Annotated in this window: 15 protein-coding genes; 9 read left to right on the forward strand and 6 right to left on the reverse strand. The window is 74.2% G+C overall.

Annotation, left to right across the window (positions count from 1 at the left end; all coding sequences use genetic code 11):
- Positions 1 to 107: 107 nt before the first annotated feature.
- Positions 108 to 1,055, reverse strand: coding sequence for a KPN_02809 family neutral zinc metallopeptidase (ypfJ, locus tag ACFI33_RS00005; protein WP_101967462.1), 948 nt, complete (start codon positions 1,053 to 1,055; stop codon positions 108 to 110).
- Between the two features lie 122 nt (positions 1,056 to 1,177).
- Between ypfJ and abc-f the strand changes: the two genes are divergently transcribed.
- Entirely contained in the window at positions 1,178 to 2,776 is a 1,599-nt protein-coding gene (gene abc-f, locus ACFI33_RS00010; RefSeq protein WP_036336826.1) for a ribosomal protection-like ABC-F family protein, read from the forward strand.
- 30 nt (positions 2,777 to 2,806) lie between these two features.
- On the opposite strand, the gene ACFI33_RS00015 is transcribed toward abc-f, so the two are convergent.
- Genes ACFI33_RS00015 through ACFI33_RS00025 form a run of 3 tightly spaced genes read right to left on the reverse strand, consistent with a single transcriptional unit; the run spans position 2,807 to position 4,553 of the window.
- Positions 2,807 to 3,721: an SURF1 family cytochrome oxidase biogenesis protein gene (locus ACFI33_RS00015; protein WP_036336829.1), complete on the reverse strand. Its 915-nt coding sequence runs from the start codon at positions 3,719 to 3,721 to the stop codon at positions 2,807 to 2,809.
- Positions 3,718 to 4,089, reverse strand: coding sequence for a hypothetical protein (locus tag ACFI33_RS00020; protein WP_036336831.1), 372 nt, complete (start codon positions 4,087 to 4,089; stop codon positions 3,718 to 3,720). The genes ACFI33_RS00015 and ACFI33_RS00020 overlap by 4 nt, the downstream gene beginning before the upstream one ends.
- Positions 4,086 to 4,553 (reverse strand): DUF3099 domain-containing protein, encoded by a 468-nt coding sequence (locus ACFI33_RS00025; RefSeq protein ID WP_036336833.1) that lies wholly within the window; start codon positions 4,551 to 4,553, stop codon positions 4,086 to 4,088. Before ACFI33_RS00025 ends, ACFI33_RS00020 begins: the two co-directional genes overlap by 4 nt.
- Positions 4,554 to 4,722: 169 nt before the next feature.
- Here ACFI33_RS00025 and ACFI33_RS00030 point away from each other — a divergent pair, with 169 nt between their 5' ends.
- Together ACFI33_RS00030 and ACFI33_RS00035 are read left to right on the forward strand one after the other, a co-directional pair.
- Positions 4,723 to 5,469 carry a beta-ketoacyl-ACP reductase gene (locus tag ACFI33_RS00030; protein WP_036336835.1) on the forward strand — a complete coding sequence of 249 codons (747 nt, stop codon included), beginning with the start codon at positions 4,723 to 4,725 and terminating at the stop codon, positions 5,467 to 5,469.
- Positions 5,470 to 5,506: 37 nt separating this feature from the next.
- Positions 5,507 to 6,265 (forward strand): SDR family oxidoreductase, encoded by a 759-nt coding sequence (locus tag ACFI33_RS00035; RefSeq protein WP_036336837.1) that lies wholly within the window; start codon positions 5,507 to 5,509, stop codon positions 6,263 to 6,265.
- A 73-nt stretch (positions 6,266 to 6,338) separates the two neighbouring features.
- Here ACFI33_RS00035 and serB read toward each other — a convergent pair whose 3' ends face one another.
- A complete protein-coding gene (serB, locus tag ACFI33_RS00040; protein ID WP_036336839.1) occupies positions 6,339 to 7,175 on the reverse strand; it encodes a phosphoserine phosphatase SerB in 837 nt (278 codons plus the stop codon).
- An 86-nt stretch (positions 7,176 to 7,261) separates the two neighbouring features.
- Here serB and ACFI33_RS00045 point away from each other — a divergent pair, with 86 nt between their 5' ends.
- From ACFI33_RS00045 to ACFI33_RS00070, 6 genes are all read left to right on the forward strand, one after another.
- Positions 7,262 to 8,086: an ABC transporter ATP-binding protein gene (locus ACFI33_RS00045; RefSeq protein WP_052001030.1), complete on the forward strand. Its 825-nt coding sequence runs from the start codon at positions 7,262 to 7,264 to the stop codon at positions 8,084 to 8,086.
- Positions 8,083 to 8,928 (forward strand): sulfite exporter TauE/SafE family protein, encoded by an 846-nt coding sequence (locus tag ACFI33_RS00050; RefSeq protein WP_036336841.1) that lies wholly within the window; start codon positions 8,083 to 8,085, stop codon positions 8,926 to 8,928. The genes ACFI33_RS00045 and ACFI33_RS00050 overlap by 4 nt, the downstream gene beginning before the upstream one ends.
- A complete protein-coding gene (locus tag ACFI33_RS00055; protein ID WP_052001031.1) occupies positions 8,921 to 9,763 on the forward strand; it encodes a TrmH family RNA methyltransferase in 843 nt (280 codons plus the stop codon). Before ACFI33_RS00050 ends, ACFI33_RS00055 begins: the two co-directional genes overlap by 8 nt.
- Before the next feature lie 109 nt (positions 9,764 to 9,872).
- Positions 9,873 to 10,130, forward strand: coding sequence for a type B 50S ribosomal protein L31 (locus ACFI33_RS00060; RefSeq protein ID WP_036336843.1), 258 nt, complete (start codon positions 9,873 to 9,875; stop codon positions 10,128 to 10,130).
- A gap of 103 nt (positions 10,131 to 10,233) precedes the next feature.
- Positions 10,234 to 11,292, forward strand: a complete 1,059-nt coding sequence (locus ACFI33_RS00065) for a lipoate--protein ligase family protein (protein WP_170747636.1) — start codon at positions 10,234 to 10,236, stop codon at positions 11,290 to 11,292.
- Between the two features lie 137 nt (positions 11,293 to 11,429).
- On the forward strand, positions 11,430 to 12,383 hold the full coding sequence (locus tag ACFI33_RS00070; protein WP_036336847.1) for a hypothetical protein: 954 nt from the start codon (positions 11,430 to 11,432) through the stop codon (positions 12,381 to 12,383).
- A 79-nt stretch (positions 12,384 to 12,462) separates the two neighbouring features.
- Here the strand turns inward: ACFI33_RS00070 and pepN are convergent, their stop codons facing one another.
- Positions 12,463 to 15,111: an aminopeptidase N gene (gene pepN, locus ACFI33_RS00075; RefSeq protein WP_036336849.1), complete on the reverse strand. Its 2,649-nt coding sequence runs from the start codon at positions 15,109 to 15,111 to the stop codon at positions 12,463 to 12,465.
- Positions 15,112 to 15,164: the final 53 nt, after the last annotated feature.

The raw sequence follows: 15,164 nt of genomic DNA on the forward strand, positions 1-15,164 counted from the left end.
CCCCCCCCCCCCCCCGCCCCCCCCCGCCCCGGGGGGGGGGGGGGGCCGCCCCCGCCGTCGTGGTGGGGGAGTGCGGACGGGCCCGCAGGCGCCCCGGGGCTCCCGGCTCAGATGTCCAGGGAGGAGGCCCGGAACGTGTCGCACTGACGGATGTCCGGCTCCTGCTGGGAGCTCTGGTAGCCGCGCATGAACCAGGCCATGCGCTGCTCGGAGGTGCCGTGCGTGAACGCCTCGGGGTTCACCCGGCCGGTGTGGGTGGACTGGATGCGGTCATCGCCCACGGCGGAGGCCGCGTCGATGGCCTGGCGCAGCTGGTCCTGCGAGATCGGCTTCAGGAACGGCGCGCCGGACTCGGGGTCCACGGTGGAAGCGGCGTGCCCGGCCCACATGCCGGCGAAGCAGTCGGCCTGCAGCTCCGCGCGCACGGCGCCGGAGGTGGGGCCGGTGGTCCCGTCCTTGGAGTGCTGCAGGTAGCCGGTGACCTGCTGGACGTGGTGGCCGTACTCGTGCGCCACGATGTACTCCTCCGCCAGCGGCCCGCCCTCGGCGCCGAAGTCGGTCTGCAGCGTCTCGAAGAACGCGGTGTCGAAGTACATGGACTCGTCCGCCGGGCAGTAGAACGGGCCCGTGGCCGAGGAGGCGCTGCCGCAGCCGGTGCTCACGCCGCCCCGGAACAGGGTGAGCTGCGGCTGGCGCCACTGGATGTCCGAGAACTGGGCGAGGTACTCGCCCCAGAACTCGTCCGCGGCCTCGGTGGTCGCGATGACGCGGCAGTCCGTGTTCTGGTTGGCGTCCGCACCGCTGGCGCACGCCTCGTCCGAGATGGGCTGGCCCTGGCCGCCCGAGCCCGTCTGCTGCTGGTACTGGCTCTGTCCGGCGGATCCGCCGCCCGTGTCGATGCCGAGCTGCTCGGCCAGCCCGGGCGCGAAGATCGCGAGCAGCAACGCGAGCAGGCCGCCGCCACCGCCGATGGCGATGCCCCGGCCCCCCAGCCCGCCGCCACCGCCCGATCGGGCCCGGCCGGCGTCGATCTGCACGTTCTCGTTGAAGCTCATGGGGCCAGAGTGTAGACGGACTAGACTGGCCCGGCACCGCACTGGCCCCCGCCCGTCGGGATCGGCCGGGCCCCGCCGGTGCACCCCTGTTCTTCCCTCGACCCCTGGAGTCTGACACCCCCATGCTGACCGTCACCGATGTCGAACTGCGCGTGGGCGCCCGTCTCCTCATGGACGAGGTGAACTTCCGCGTGGACAAGGGGGACAAGGTCGGCCTCGTGGGGCGCAACGGCGCCGGCAAGACGACGCTGACCAAGGTCCTGGCCGGCGGCGGGCAGCCCACGGCGGGCACCGTGACCCGGACCGGGCGCATCGGCTATCTGCCCCAGGACCCCAAGGTCGAGGACATGGACCAGTCCGGCCGAGACCGCATCCTCTCCGCCCGCGACCTGGACCAGACCATCCGGCGCATGCGCGAGGCCGAGGCCGGGATGGCCGCCGTCGACGACGCCGAGCGGGAGCGGGCGATGAACCGCTACTCCCGTCTGGAGGCGGAGTTCGAGGCCCGCGGCGGCTACGCGGCCGAGTCCGAGGCCGCCCGGATCACGTCCAACCTCGGCCTGCCGGACCGCGTCCTGGACCAGCCGCTGCACACCCTCTCCGGCGGCCAGCGCCGCCGCGTGGAGCTCGCCCGCATCCTCTTCTCCGACGCGGACATCCTGCTGCTGGACGAGCCCACCAACCACCTCGACCACGACTCGATCGTGTGGCTGCGCGACTACCTGAAGACCTACTCCGGCGGCCTCCTGATGATCTCGCACGACGTCGAGCTCATGGAGATGACCGTGAACAAGGTCCTCTACCTGGACGCGAACCGGCAGACCATGGACGTCTACAACATGACGTGGAAGAACTACCTCGCCCAGCGCCAGCAGGACGAGGCGCGCCGCCGCCGGGAGTTCGCCAACGCGGAGAAGAAGGCCTCGGCCCTCATGGCCCAGGCCGAGAAGATGCGTGCCAAGGCGACCAAGGCCACCGCCGCGCAGAACATGATCAAGCGCGCCGAGCGGCTCATGCGCGGCGTCGAGGGCGAGCGCGCGGTCGATCGCGTGGCCGCGATCCGCTTCCCCACCCCGCAGGCCTCCGGCAAGACGCCGCTGCGCGCCGAGAACCTCTCCAAGTCCTACGGCTCGCTCGAGATCTTCACGGGAGTGGACCTGGCGATCGACCGGGGCGCGCGCGTGGTCATCCTGGGCTACAACGGCGCCGGCAAGACGACGCTGCTGCGCATGCTCGCCGGGGAGGAGACCCCGGACACCGGGGAGGTGCAGGCGGGCCACGGGCTCAAGCTGGGCTACTTCGCCCAGGAGCACGACACCCTGGACCAGGACGCGTCCGTCCTGGACAACATGCGCCACGCCGCCCCGCAGCTCGGCGACACCCAGGCGCGCACGCTGCTCGGCTCGTTCCTCTTCCAGGGCGACGACGTCGACAAGCCCGCCCGCGTCCTCTCCGGCGGCGAGAAGACCCGCCTGGCGCTGGCCACGCTCGTGGCCTCGAGCGCGAACGTGCTGCTGCTGGACGAGCCCACGAACAACCTCGACCCCGCCAGCCGTGAGGAGATCCTCCACGCGCTGCGCCAGTACGAGGGCGCCGTGGTGCTCGTGACCCACGACGAGGGCGCCGTCGAGGCGCTCGACCCCGAGCGCGTGGTGCTGCTGCCGGACGGGGTCGAGGACCTCTGGAACGACGACTACAGGGACCTCATCACCCTCGCCTGAGTCCGCGGGCCGCCGAGGCGGAGGGCGGGCTCAGTCGAAGAGCGCGTCCTCGGCCTCCTCGTCCGTGAGCCGCCCGTCGCGCCGCCGGACCGGCTTGGCGCGGGGGACCCGGTGAGCGGAGAGCAGCCCGTCGTCCGCGGCGTCGTCGAGGGCGTCGGCCCGGTCGTTGCGGGCGCGCATCCACGCGGAGTACCCCCACACCCCGAAGCCCATGGCCGCGAACAGGTACCACTGGATCGCGTAGGACAGGTGCGGGCCCTCGTCGAGGGTGGGCTCGACGAGCTTCTGCGGCATCGGCTCCACCGCCGGGTCCTCCGTGACCATGATCCCGTAGGCAGTTCCGGCCACGGGCCCGCCCACGGTGTCGGCGATCTCGGCGAGGTCGATCGAGGGCACCTGACCGTCCGGGGCGTCGCGGTCCAGGGCCGGCTCCCCGGGCTTGACCCGCACCACGACCTCGGCGTGGCCGGCGGGCGGGGCCGGCACGGCGTCCGGCTGACCCGGACTGTTGCCCACCGGGAGCCAGCCGCGGTCCACCACGACGACGGGGCCCTCGTCCGTCCGGAACGGCACGAGCACCTCGTAGCCGGGCTGGCCGGCCCGGGGGCGGTTGCGGACGATGAGCGTCTCGTCGACGAGGTACTCGCCGGTCAGTGTCACGGGCGTCCACTCGTCGTCGGTCTGGAACGCGGTGAACAGCCGGGAGGCCTCGGCGAACGGAACCGGGTCGTCGTCGTAGTTCTCCAGGACGCGGTTGACGCGGTGCTGGACCTCCACGCGGCGGTCCCACTGCCACTGCGCGAGCGCATGGCACAGGAACGCGAAGAGGACGCACACCACGAAGCCGAGGATCCACGGGCCGGTGGCGAGGAAGCCGAAGCGCAGGGCAGGAAGGCGTTCGGCGTCGCGGGCGGTCGGGTCCGTCATGGGGGCGGGGGTGCTCATGGGCGCGGGGGCTCCTGCGGGGTCTCGGGCGTGTCGACCTCGGGCGCCTGCGTGGCGGCCGGATCGAGCGGGCGGGAGCGCCGCAGGAAGCCGCGGGCGCTCAGGAAGTCGTCCAGGAAGGGCCGATGGTCCGTGCAGGCCAGCCAGGTCTTCACGCGGTCCGGGGCGTGGACGCGCGGGTTGTTCCACTCCAGGGCCCAGGCGGCCTCCGCGGTGCAGCCACGACGCGAGCAGACCGGCCGCTCGGGCCCGTCCACGGCGGCGTGCGGGGATCGGGCAGTGGAGGCACCGGCGGCGGGGTCAAGGCGGCCGGACGCGAGGGCGCCCAGCAGGTCCATGCCCGGCTCACCCGGGACCGCGCCGATCACGCGCCGCCCCGTCCGGGCAGGCCGGGACCGCCGGCGGACGAGGACCCTCGGCCCAGCGCCCGTGGCGCACGGTCGCGCGGGTCGTCCACGAGGTCGCCGGTGAGCACGACCGGCTCGGGCGCCGCCGCGTCGTCGGGGCGGGGGGTCAGGGCCGGTCCCTGGGCGGGCACGGCGCGCAGGGTGCCGGCCTGCTGCGGGCCGGTGTTGTTCACGCGCACGACGGCGACGTAGGGCAGCACGACCGCGCCGAGGATGAACCCGAGCTGCCACCAGCCGTGGGTGAAGAGCGCGGCGACGAAGCAGGCGGTGCGGACCAGCATCTGGACCAGGTAGACCCTCATGCGCGCCTCCCGGTCCGCGCTGCGGCCGGCGGCGGCGGTGGTGACCCCCTGGACCTCCGGTGTCGCCCCGCGCCCGGCGTGGGCGGGACGGCCGGCTCGGGAGCCGGCGGCGGAGCTGGTCATGGCGCATCCTCCTGGCACGTCGCGCCCTGCGGGGCCCCCGCGCGGCCGCGGACGTAGAGTGGTGGTTCACATGCCGGCGCGCCCGCCGTCGGCGGCGTCCCGCAGGACGGCGTCGACGGCGCCGCGCCGGTGCTCCAGTCTAGTCCCGTCCCGTCCGGAAGGTGTTCCCATGGCCGATCAGACCACCACGCCCGCAGCGGACGCGCAGGCCGCCGGCCGCAGCGTCCTCGTCACGGGGGGCAACCGCGGCATCGGCCTGGCCATCGCCCGGGCGTTCGCCGCGAACGGCGACCGCGTGGCCATCACCTCCCGCTCGGGGGAGGGGCCGGAGGGGGTCCTCGCGGTCCGGGCCGACGTGACGGACGCGGCCTCCGTGGACGCGGCCTTCCGCGAGGTCGAGCAGGCCCACGGCCCGGTCGAGGTGCTCGTGGCCAACGCCGGGATCACCCACGACCAGCTGCTGCTGCGCATGTCCGAGGATGACTTCACCTCGGTGATCGACACGAACCTCACCGGCGCCTTCCGCGTAGTGCAGCGCGCCACCAAGGGCATGATGCGCCTGAAGCGCGGCCGCATCGTCCTGATCTCCTCCGTGGTGGGCCTGCTCGGCTCGCCCGGCCAGGTCAACTACGCCGCCTCCAAGTCCGGCCTCGTCGGGATGGCCCGCTCGATCACGCGCGAGCTCGGCGCGCGCGGCGTGACCGCGAACGTCGTGGCCCCCGGCTACATCGACACCGAGATGACGCAGTCCCTCGACGACGAGCTCAAGGCCCAGTACAAGACGTCCATCCCGGCCGGCCGCTTCGCCGCCCCGGAGGAGGTGGCCGGCGTCGTGCGCTGGCTGGCCTCGGACGAGGCCGCGTACATCTCCGGGGCCGTGATCCCCGTGGACGGCGGCCTGGGCATGGGCCACTGACGACCACCGACCGCTGAGCAGACAGGAAGCACAGAACATGACCGAGCAGGACCTGGCCGGACGCGGCGTCGTCGTCACCGGCTCCTCCCGCGGCATCGGAGCCGCCACCGCCGAGCTGCTGGCCGCCCGCGGCGCGGGCGTCGTGGTGAACTACCGCCAGAAGGCGCCGCGCGCGAACAAGGTGGTGCAGAAGATCGAGGAGGCCGGCGGCCGCGCCGTGGCCGTGGGCGGCGACGTGACCGTCGCCGAGGACCGGGCCGCGCTGCTGGACGCCGCCGTGGAGCACTTCGGCTCACTCGACGTGCTCGTGCTCAACGCCTCGGGCGGCATGGAGTCCCAGTTCGGCGAGGACTACGCCCTGAAGCTCAACCGTGACGCCCAGGCCGCGCTGGCCGACGCCGCGCTGGAGCGCATGGGCGCCGGCGGGCAGATCGTGTTCGTGACCTCCCACCAGGCGCACTTCATCGACGAGGTCGCCACCATGGACTCCTACGAGCCCGTGGCCCGCTCCAAGCGCGCCGGCGAGGACGCGCTGCGCGAGCGCATCCCCGCGTTCACGGAGAAGGGCGTGGGCTTTGTGGTGGTCTCCGGCGACATGATCGAGGGCACCATCACCGCCACCCTGCTCAATCGCGCCGAGCCCGGTGCCATCGAGGCCCGCCGCGAGGCCGCCGGCAAGCTCTACTCCGTGGAGGAGTTCGCCGCCGAGATCGCCTCCCTCGTGGGCCGCGACGACCTCGAGGTCGGCCACACCGAGCTCGTGGGCGGCGCCGAGGACTTCCTCGGACAGGACTGAACCGCACCACACCCCTGACGACGAGGGCCGGATCCGTGGGATCCGGCCCTCGTGATATCCGGGCGCGGGCGCCTCAGAGACCGAGGAGCCACCGCAGGGGGGTGAAGGAGGGCACGTCGACGACGACGTCCGCGTGCTCCCGGAGGATCGGCTTCGCGCACAGAGCCACGCCGCAGCCGGCCGCCTCGAGCAGATCGATGTCGTTGGCGCCGTCGCCCACGCCGACGGCCTGCTCGGGGGCGAGCCCCGCGTCCTCGGCCCAGGCGCGCAGCATGGCGGCCTTCGCCGCGCGGTCCACGACGTCGCCGAGCACCTTCCCGGTCAGGTGCCCGTCCCGCACCTCGAGCTCGTTGGCGCAGTAGGCGTGCACGCCCCACGCCTCGGCCAGCGGGGCGAGCACCTGGGTGAAGCCGCCGGAGACCGCGCACACCCGGCCGCCGGCCGCGGTGACGGCCTCGATCAGCGCGAGGGCTCCGTCGGTGGGCCGGATGGCCCGCACCACGTCCGCCACGACGCCCACGGGCAGCCCCGCGAGCGCCTCGACGCGCGCATGCAGCGAGGCGGCGAAGTCGAGCTCACCGCGCATCGCCCGCTCCGTCACCTCGGCGACCTCGGCCTCGCGGCCGGCGTGGGCGGCGAGCAGCTCGATGACCTCCTGCCGGATCAGCGTGGAGTCCACGTCCGTCACCACGAGGGGCGCCGGTGCGGCGGCGACCGTCGCCGGCACCGTGAGCACGTCCCACCCGGAGCCCGGCTCCGGGGCCGCCGCCCACTCGTCCGCGGCGAAGCGCCAGCCCCGCAGGCCGTCGTCGGCGAGCCGTTCGGCGTTCTCCGGCACGCCGGCCGGGGGCGCGTCCGTGAGGAGGAGGGCGGGGTCGGCGGTGAGGACGAGGCGGCGCACGGTGCTCATGCGCGGCATCCTAGGCGGGGGTGCGGGCGCGGCCGGGCGTGCGTCGCATCGGCGACGCGCCGGCCGGCCGGACTAGGCTGGCCCCCATGACCACCCCCGCGCCTCCCGACGACTGGTTCCTCCCGGATGAGGACGCCGTGCTGCAGCTGCGCCGCGTGCGCGTGCGCCGCGGCGCCACCGACATCCTCGGCCCCCTGGACTGGACGGTCCGCGCGGGGCAACGGTGGATCGTGATGGGCCCGAACGGCGCCGGCAAGTCGACGCTGCTCCAGCTGGCCGCGGCCCGCCTGCACCCGACCGCCGGCGACGTCGGCGTGCTGGACGAGGTGCTCGGCGCCGTCGACGTGTTCGAGCTGCGCCCGCGCATCGGCCTGTCCTCCGCCCAGCTCGCCGCCCAGGTGCCCGCGAACGAGACCGTGCAGGACGCCGTCGTCACCGCCGCCTACGGGATCACCGGCACGTGGCGCGAGCGGTACGAGACGGAGGATCGCGCCCGCGCCCTCGGCCTCGTCGCGACCTGGGGGCTCTCCCGCCTCGCGCACCGCGCGTTCGGCACCCTCTCCGACGGTGAGCGCAAGCGCGTGCTCATCGCCCGCGCCCTGATGACCGACCCCGAGCTGCTCCTGCTGGACGAGCCCGCCGCAGGCCTGGACCTCGCCGGGCGGGAGGACCTCGTGCGCCAGCTGACGGCGCTCGCCACGGACGAGGACGCGCCCGCGCTGATCCTCGTCACGCACCACCTCGAGGAGGTGCCCCCGGGCTTCACCCATGCGCTGCTGCTGCGGGACGGCGGCGTCGTGGCGGCCGGGCCCATCGAGTCGACGCTCACCGAGGAGCACCTCTCCGCGGCATTCGGCACGGACCTGAAGGTGACCCGCACCGGCGGTCGGTACACCGCCGTGGCCCGGTGACGGGGCTGCTGACCGCGCAGCTGCTGGGCATGGACCTGTGGCAGGTCCTGCTCGTGCTGGTCGCGGGGTTCTGGGCCGGCACGATCAACTCCGTGATCGGCTCGGGCACGCTCGTCACCTTCCCCACGCTCGTGGCGGTCGGCTTCCCGCCCGTGACGGCGCAGGTCTCCAACGCGATGGGCCTGGTGGCCTCGGGCTTCTCCGGCACGTACGGCTACCGTCGCGAGCTGGCCCAGTCCCGGGTGCTCCTGCCGAAGCTGACCGTCGCGTCCCTGCTCGGCGCGATCATCGGCGCCGCCCTGCTCACCACGCTGCCCCCGGCCGTGTTCGGCTACGTCGCGCCGGTGCTGCTCGTGGTGGCCCTGACGGTTGTCGTCCTGCAGCCGCGCATCCAGCGGTGGGTCCGGCGTCGGGCGGAGGACCAGGGGCCGACCCCCGGCGCGGACTCTCCCGTGCCGGTGGGCCCCGTGACCCCGACGCTCTGGATGCTCGTGTTCCTGACCGGCATCTACGGCGGCTACTTCGTGGCCGCCCAGGGTGTCATGCTCATGGCGATCTTCGGCGTGCTGCTGGTGGGCGGCACCCTCGTGCACGCCAACGCGGTGAAGACGTGGCTGTCGCTGGTGGTCAACCTCACCGCCGCCGCGTTCTACCTGGTCTTCGCCTTTGACCGCATCGACTGGCGGGCCGTCCTGTTGATCGCGCTCTCCTCGCTCGTAGGTGGGCTCGTGGGCGCGCGGATCGGCCGGCGCATCTCACCGACGGCCCTGCGCGTCACCATCGTGATCGTGGGCCTGGTCGGGCTGGTGGTCATGGTGATGCGGCAGGTCTCGGGTGGGTGAGGGCGGGACCCGCGAGGTGCGCCTGGAACGCATCGATGACCTCGCCGACCCCCGCCTGGCCCCCTACACGACCATGACGGACGCGGCCCTGCGCCGTCGCGTCGACGCGGAGCACGGCGTCTTCCTCGCCGAGTCCTCCCAGGTGGTCCGTCGCGCGCTGGACGCCGGACACACCCCGCGCTCCTTCCTGCTGGGGGACCGCTACCGCGGGTCCTTCGCGGACGTGCTCGCCGCCCATCCGGACGTCCCGGTCTTCACCGGACCCGACGACGTGCTCGAGGCCCTCACCGGCTTCCACCTGCACCGCGGCGCCCTGGCCGCGATGGACCGCCCCGCACCCCGGCCGCTCGCCGACGTCCTCGCGGGCGCCCGGCGCGTGCTCATCGCCGAGGACGTCGTGGACCACACGAACCTGGGTGCCGTGGTGCGCTCCGCCGTCGCCCTCGGCTGGGACGCGCTGCTGCTCACCCCGCAGGCCGCCGACCCGCTGTACCGGCGCGCCATCCGCGTCTCGATGGGCACGGTGTTCCGCCTGCCGTGGGCGCGCCTGCCCGGCCCGGTCGCCGCGTCGCTGCCCGCGCTGCGGGCGGCCGGGTTCGCGGTGGCCGCCCTCGAGGTGACGGACCGCGCCGTGGGCCTGGACTCGCCGGAGATCGAGCCGCTGCGGACCGCCGAGCGCCTGGCCCTCGTCCTCGGCCAGGAGGGGCCGGGGGTCCGGCCCGAGACCCTCGCCCAGACCGACGCCGACGTCGTCATCCCCATGCCCGACGGCGTCGACTCACTGAACGTGGCCGCGGCCGCGGCGGTCGCGCTGTGGGAGCTGCGCGCACGCTGACCGGCCCGGGTGCGGTAGAGTGGGCGGCTGGCCCGCCGTCCGGCGGACCCCCTGACCACACCTCTCGCGCCCCTGGTCCCAATCAGGCGGCTGAAACGAAGGATGCACCATGAAGTCTGAGATCCACCCGGATTACCGCTACGTCATCTTCAACGACCTCGCCTCCGGTGAGAAGATCCTCACCCGCAGCACCGCGAACTCCGAGAAGACCGCGGAGTGGACCGATGGCAACACCTACCCGGTGATCGACGTCGAGATCTCGGCCGCCTCGCACCCGTTCTACACGGGCAAGCAGCGCATCATGGACACCGCCGGCCGCGTCGAGCGCTTCAACGCCCGCTTCAAGGGCTTCGGCGGCAAGAAGTGACCGCGGCGGCCTGAGCCGCGCGCCCACCACGACGACGGGCCCCGCGCCCCCGGAGCGATCCGGGCGGTGCGGGGCCCGTCGCGTCGCCCGTAGGCTGGCGGGCATGACGACTCTCCACGGTGAATACAAGGTGATCGGCGGCAAGCTGGTCGCGGCGGACCTGAGCCTCGCGGACGGCCGGATCGCGACCGCCAGCATCAACGGTGACTTCTTCCTCGAGCCGGACGAGGCGCTCGAGGACCTCAACGCGGCGGTGACCGGGCTGTCCGCGGACGCCGAGCATCGCGTCATCCGGGAGGCCGTCGAGCGGGGTCTGCGACCCGAGGCCGAGCTGTTCGGCGTGGACGCCTTCGCGGTCGCCTCGGCCGTGCGTCGCGCCCTCGGCAAGGCGACCACGTGGGAGGACCACGAGTGGGAGGTCATCGGGCCGGAGCCGATGCCGATCGCGCTGACCTTGGCCCTGGACGAGGTGCTCACCCGACAGGTGGCCGAGGGACGTCGCAAGCCGACCATGCGCCTGTGGCAGTGGAACGAGCCGGCCGTGGTGATCGGCGCCTTCCAGTCGCTGGCCAACGAGGTGGACCCCGAGGGGGCGCGGCGGCACGGCATCAACGTGGTGCGGCGGATCTCCGGCGGCGGCGCGATGTTCATGGAGGCGGACAACTGCGTGACGTACTCGATGCACGTGCCGTCGTCGCTGGTCGACGGGCTGGAGACGGCGGAGACCTACCCGTTCCTGGACGAGTGGACCATGGACGCGCTCGCCCGACTCGGCGTGCAGGCGTTCTACCAGCCGCTCAACGACATCGCCACGGACCAGGGGAAGATCGGCGGCGCCGCGCAGAAGCGGGTGGGCACGGCCGGACTGCTGCACCACGTGACGATGAGCTACGACATCGACGCGGACAAGATGCTCGAGGTGCTGCGCATCGGCCGGGAGAAGCTGCGCGGCAAGGGGGTGGCCTCGGCGAAGAAGCGGGTGGACCCGCTCCGCCGCCGGACCGGCGTCTCCCGCGCCAAGATCTGGGAGACCATGATGACCACCTTCCAGGAGCGCTACGGCGCCCGCCGCGTCGAGCTGGACGAGGCCACCCGCGAGGAGGCCGAGCAGCTGGCCCGCACCAAGTTCACGACCCCGGAGTGGACGGCGCGGGTGCCCTGAGCCACCTGACGGCGTCCCGGCACCGTCCGGCACGCTTCCGTCCGGGGGCGGTTTGCGGTGGTATTCGACGTGAATACCGCCCGAAACCGCCCCCGACGCGTCGAGGTGTGGCGGGGCGGCTCTGTCAGGATCGGACCATGACCCCCGACGACGACGCCCCCGTCCGCCTGATCGCCCGCTCCGACGCCCCGCGGCGCCCACGGTCGACCGTGGACGTCCACTGCGCCCTCGAGCTGGAGCTCGCCTCCGGCCGCCGCGTGCCTCTGCTCACGGACCGCGGCTGGAGCGCGGACGGCACGTGGGACCTCGTCACGGTCCGCGACCTCGACGAGGCCGCCGCCACGGTGACCGGGCCGGACGAGCCGGGCGGCGGCCGCACGCCTGCCCAGGAGGAGACGCGACACTGGGACGCGCTGGCAGCGGTCGCGGCCGAGGCCGGGGTGCCGGTGGGGGCCGCAACGTTGCGCGAGCTGCCGCTGGTGGGGGAGACCTCGCCCGAGCTGGCCGCCCTCGTGGACCGGGCGCACCGCGAGGCCCGCGCCCTGAACCGGCTGCTCGGCGTCCACCCGCTGGCCCTCGGCACGCTCGCGCCGGCCGACGTGCTGGGCGCCGACGCGACCGCCGCGCTGCGGACCGGACTGGCCGCGGGACTCGGCGTCGCGCCGACGGCGTGGGAGGACCCGGGCGTCGTGCTCGCGCCCGCCGCGGACGCCGACCCGGAGCTGCTGCACGTGGTCCTGCTCCACACGACCGCGGTGGTCGCCGGGCCACCCGCACTCGTGGCCCGCCTCGCGGACGCCGACGTCTCCGACCTGCTCGACGACGCCTCCCTCGGCGCGCACCTGCGCGGCCCGGTGGAGGACGTGTCGGCGGCCTGGCTCCACGCGGCCGACCGGCAGGCGCTGTCTCTCGACCCGGACGGCGGGGCCGCGCACGTGGCGCGCCACGCCGAACTGACGGCCGTGCTGGAGACGCGGCCCGTCGTCGTCGAGCGGGTGGGGATGCGCGACCGGGACGCCCAGCGCGCCGCCGACGCCGTGGGCCTGCGCCGGGTGGGCCGGGAACGCGTGCTCCGCGTCGCCGCGCCCTGAGCTGGAATGGTCACGACACGCCGTCTCGCCCGAGGGGAGGCGGCGTGTCGTGACCACTCTGCGCGGGAGGACTTACCGCTCAGCCCGCCGGCTGCACCGCCTGCACGCGCAGGGACCGCCGCAGGGCGTCCGTGTGCTCCACGACCAGGCGCCGCAGGGCCCCCGGGGCGTCGGGGTGCTCGTCCAGCCAGCGCTGGGCCGCGGCCAGCGTCGGGTGCGACTCCTGCGCGTCGGCGTCGCCGGCCACCGCGTCCTGGCGGCCCGGGAACAGCCCGCCGATCGCGCGCGAGGCCAGCCCGTTGGACCGCGAGGCCCACACCGAGGTCAGGCGCGGCCAGAAGCCGGACTCGTAGGGGGCGAGGAGCTCGACCCCACCCGCGGCGAAGCCGGCCGCCGTGGCCGAGAGCAGGTCGTTGGACAGCTCCGTGCCGGTGGCCGTGCGGCCGGACATGACCGCCTCCCACGCCGCGGCCTTGACCTCGGCCTCGGGGCGGGCGGCCGCGGCGAGGCGGTGCCACGTGACCGTCTGGGCGGTGCGGCCGGCCTCGAGCTCCGCGTCCAGGCGGTCCTGGCCGGCCCGGCCGGTCGCGGCGAGGGCCTGGAGCACGAGCCAGCGCAGCTCCGCGTCGATCGCCAGGCCCGGCGCCGACGTCGCCGCGTCCTCGCCGAGCAGGGCGGCCTCGAGGGCCGCGGCCATCCCGACGTCGGCCCGCGCCAGCGTCGCCCACGTGCGGGCCGCGGTACGCTGGCGGTCGGAGCCGGCCTCGAGCGTCCGGGTCTGCTCGGCCAGCACCTCGCCCAGCCGGGTGCGCAGAGCGTCCCGGTCCTCGGCGCGGGCGTACTGGCCCACGGCCGCGGCGGCCTGCGCCAGCACCTGCGCGTGCACGCCCACGGTGGCGATCCGCGCGGACAGCGTCGCGACCGCGTCGAGGAACCGGGCGACCGGCAGCTCGCCGTCGCGGGTCATCGACCACAGGGCGGCCCACACGGTGGCCTCCGCGAGCGGGTCCGCGATGGGGTGGGTCAGGGCCGCGCGCAGCGAGCCCGCGTCGAGCGCGACGGCGGCGTAGGTGAGGTCCTCGTCGTTGGGCAGCACGAGGCGGACGCCCCCGGGGACCTCGAGGTCCGGCAGGGGCACGGCCGCGCCCTCCGCCCCGCCCGGCACGTCGGCGGTGACCTGGGCGGTACGGCGCAGGACGCCGTCCTGCCCGGGCGTGAAGACGCCGACCTTCAGCACGTGTGGGCGGAGGATCGACCCGCCCGTGACCGGGTCCGTGCCCTCCTGGCGCAGCGCCGGGGCGTCGCCGTCGACGTCGACCCGCAGCCGGGGCACGCCGGAGGTGTGCAGCCACGCGTCCGCCCACGCGCGCATGTCCCGCCCCGAGGCGGCCTCGAGCGCGGCCATGAAGTCGGCGAGGGACGCGTTGCCCCACGCATGGGCGGCGAAGTAGCGGTGCGCGGCGTCGAGGAACGCGTCCCGGCCCACGTAGGCGGCCAGCTGCTTGAGCACGGAGGCGCCCTTGGCGTAGGTGATGCCGTCGAAGTTCTGACGGGCGGCCTCGAGGTCGACGATGTCCGCGACGATGGGGTGCGTCGTCGGCATCTGGTCCTGCACGTACGCCCAGGCCTTGCGGCGGGACGCGAAGGTCACCCACGCGGTCCGGAAGTCGGTGGCCTCGTCCACGCCGAGGGCGCCCATGTAGTCCGCGAACGACTCCTTGAGCCACAGGTCGTCCCACCAGTGCATCGTCACGAGGTCGCCGAACCACATGTGCGCCATCTCGTGCAGGATCACGTTGGCCCGGCCCTCGTACTGGACCGCGGTGGCCCGCGAGGTGAACACGAAGTCCTCGGTGAAGGTCACGAGGCCCGGGTTCTCCATGGCGCCGAGGTTGTACTCGGGCACGAACGCCTGGTCGTACTTGCCCCACGGGTACGCGACGCCGAAGAGGTCGTGGAAGAACGTCAGCCCCCGCTTCGTCACGTCGAACACGGCCTCGGGGTCGAACGCGTCGGCCATCGTGCGCCGGGTGAACAGCCGCAGCGGCACGGCCTGCGCGCCGCTGGCCGGGTGACCCTCCCAGGCGTCCTCCCACTGCGCATAGGGGCCGGCGAGCAGCGTCGTGATGTAGGTGGACTGGGGGAGCGTCGAGGCGAACTCCACCCGGACGACGCCGTCCCCGGCCGGCGTCCGGGACACCTCCGGCCGGTTCGAGGCCAGCACCCAGTCCTCGGGTCCGGTGAGGGAGAAGGTGAAGGCGGCCTTGAGGTCCGGCTGCTCGAAGTCCGGGAACACGCGGCGCGCGTCGGCGGGCTCGTACTGGGTGTAGAGGTAGACCTCGCCGTCGGCGGGGTCCGTGAAGCGGTGCAGGCCCTCGCCCGACCGGGAGTACACGGACCGGCCGACCAGCTCGACCACGTTCTGCGCCGCCAGGTCGGGCAGCAGCACCCGGGCCTCGCCCACGACCTCGGCCACGTCCAGTGCCGTGCCGTTGAGGGTCACCGACTCCACACCGCCGTGGATCCAGTCCAGGTGGGTGTCCGCGCCCGGCTCGGCGCACGAGAAGCGGATCACGGTGCGGACCGGATAGGTGTCGGTCGCGGCGTCCCGGGCGTCGGAGAGGTCCACGTCCACGACGTAGTCCTGCACCGTGAGCAGGCGGGAGCGGTCCGCGGCCTCAGCGCGGGTGACGTTGGTGGCGTCGAGGTCGGGGGTGGTGTCGGTCAAGGCGAGCCTCCGGTCGGGGATCCAGCGGGGACGGCGACGCGCGGACACACCGG

This window comes from Micrococcus sp. PSi08 (assembly GCF_054960655.1).

What these genes read in the sequence shown, in the direction of transcription:
- serB (WP_036336839.1), bottom strand. Translation starts at nt 7,175, where the DNA reads ATGAGCACCGTGCGCCGCCTCGTCCTCACCGCCGACCCCGCCCTCCTC.
- ACFI33_RS00015 (WP_036336829.1), bottom strand. Translation starts at nt 3,721, where the DNA reads ATGAGCACCCCCGCCCCCATGACGGACCCGACCGCCCGCGACGCCGAA.
- ACFI33_RS00035 (WP_036336837.1), top strand. Translation starts at nt 5,507, where the DNA reads ATGACCGAGCAGGACCTGGCCGGACGCGGCGTCGTCGTCACCGGCTCC.
- ACFI33_RS00070 (WP_036336847.1), top strand. Translation starts at nt 11,430, where the DNA reads ATGACCCCCGACGACGACGCCCCCGTCCGCCTGATCGCCCGCTCCGAC.
- ACFI33_RS00045 (WP_052001030.1), top strand. Translation starts at nt 7,262, where the DNA reads ATGACCACCCCCGCGCCTCCCGACGACTGGTTCCTCCCGGATGAGGAC.
- abc-f (WP_036336826.1), top strand. Translation starts at nt 1,178, where the DNA reads ATGCTGACCGTCACCGATGTCGAACTGCGCGTGGGCGCCCGTCTCCTC.
- ypfJ (WP_101967462.1), bottom strand. Translation starts at nt 1,055, where the DNA reads ATGAGCTTCAACGAGAACGTGCAGATCGACGCCGGCCGGGCCCGATCG.
- ACFI33_RS00025 (WP_036336833.1), bottom strand. Translation starts at nt 4,553, where the DNA reads ATGACCAGCTCCGCCGCCGGCTCCCGAGCCGGCCGTCCCGCCCACGCC.
- ACFI33_RS00030 (WP_036336835.1), top strand. Translation starts at nt 4,723, where the DNA reads ATGGCCGATCAGACCACCACGCCCGCAGCGGACGCGCAGGCCGCCGGC.
- ACFI33_RS00060 (WP_036336843.1), top strand. Translation starts at nt 9,873, where the DNA reads ATGAAGTCTGAGATCCACCCGGATTACCGCTACGTCATCTTCAACGAC.
- ACFI33_RS00065 (WP_170747636.1), top strand. Translation starts at nt 10,234, where the DNA reads ATGACGACTCTCCACGGTGAATACAAGGTGATCGGCGGCAAGCTGGTC.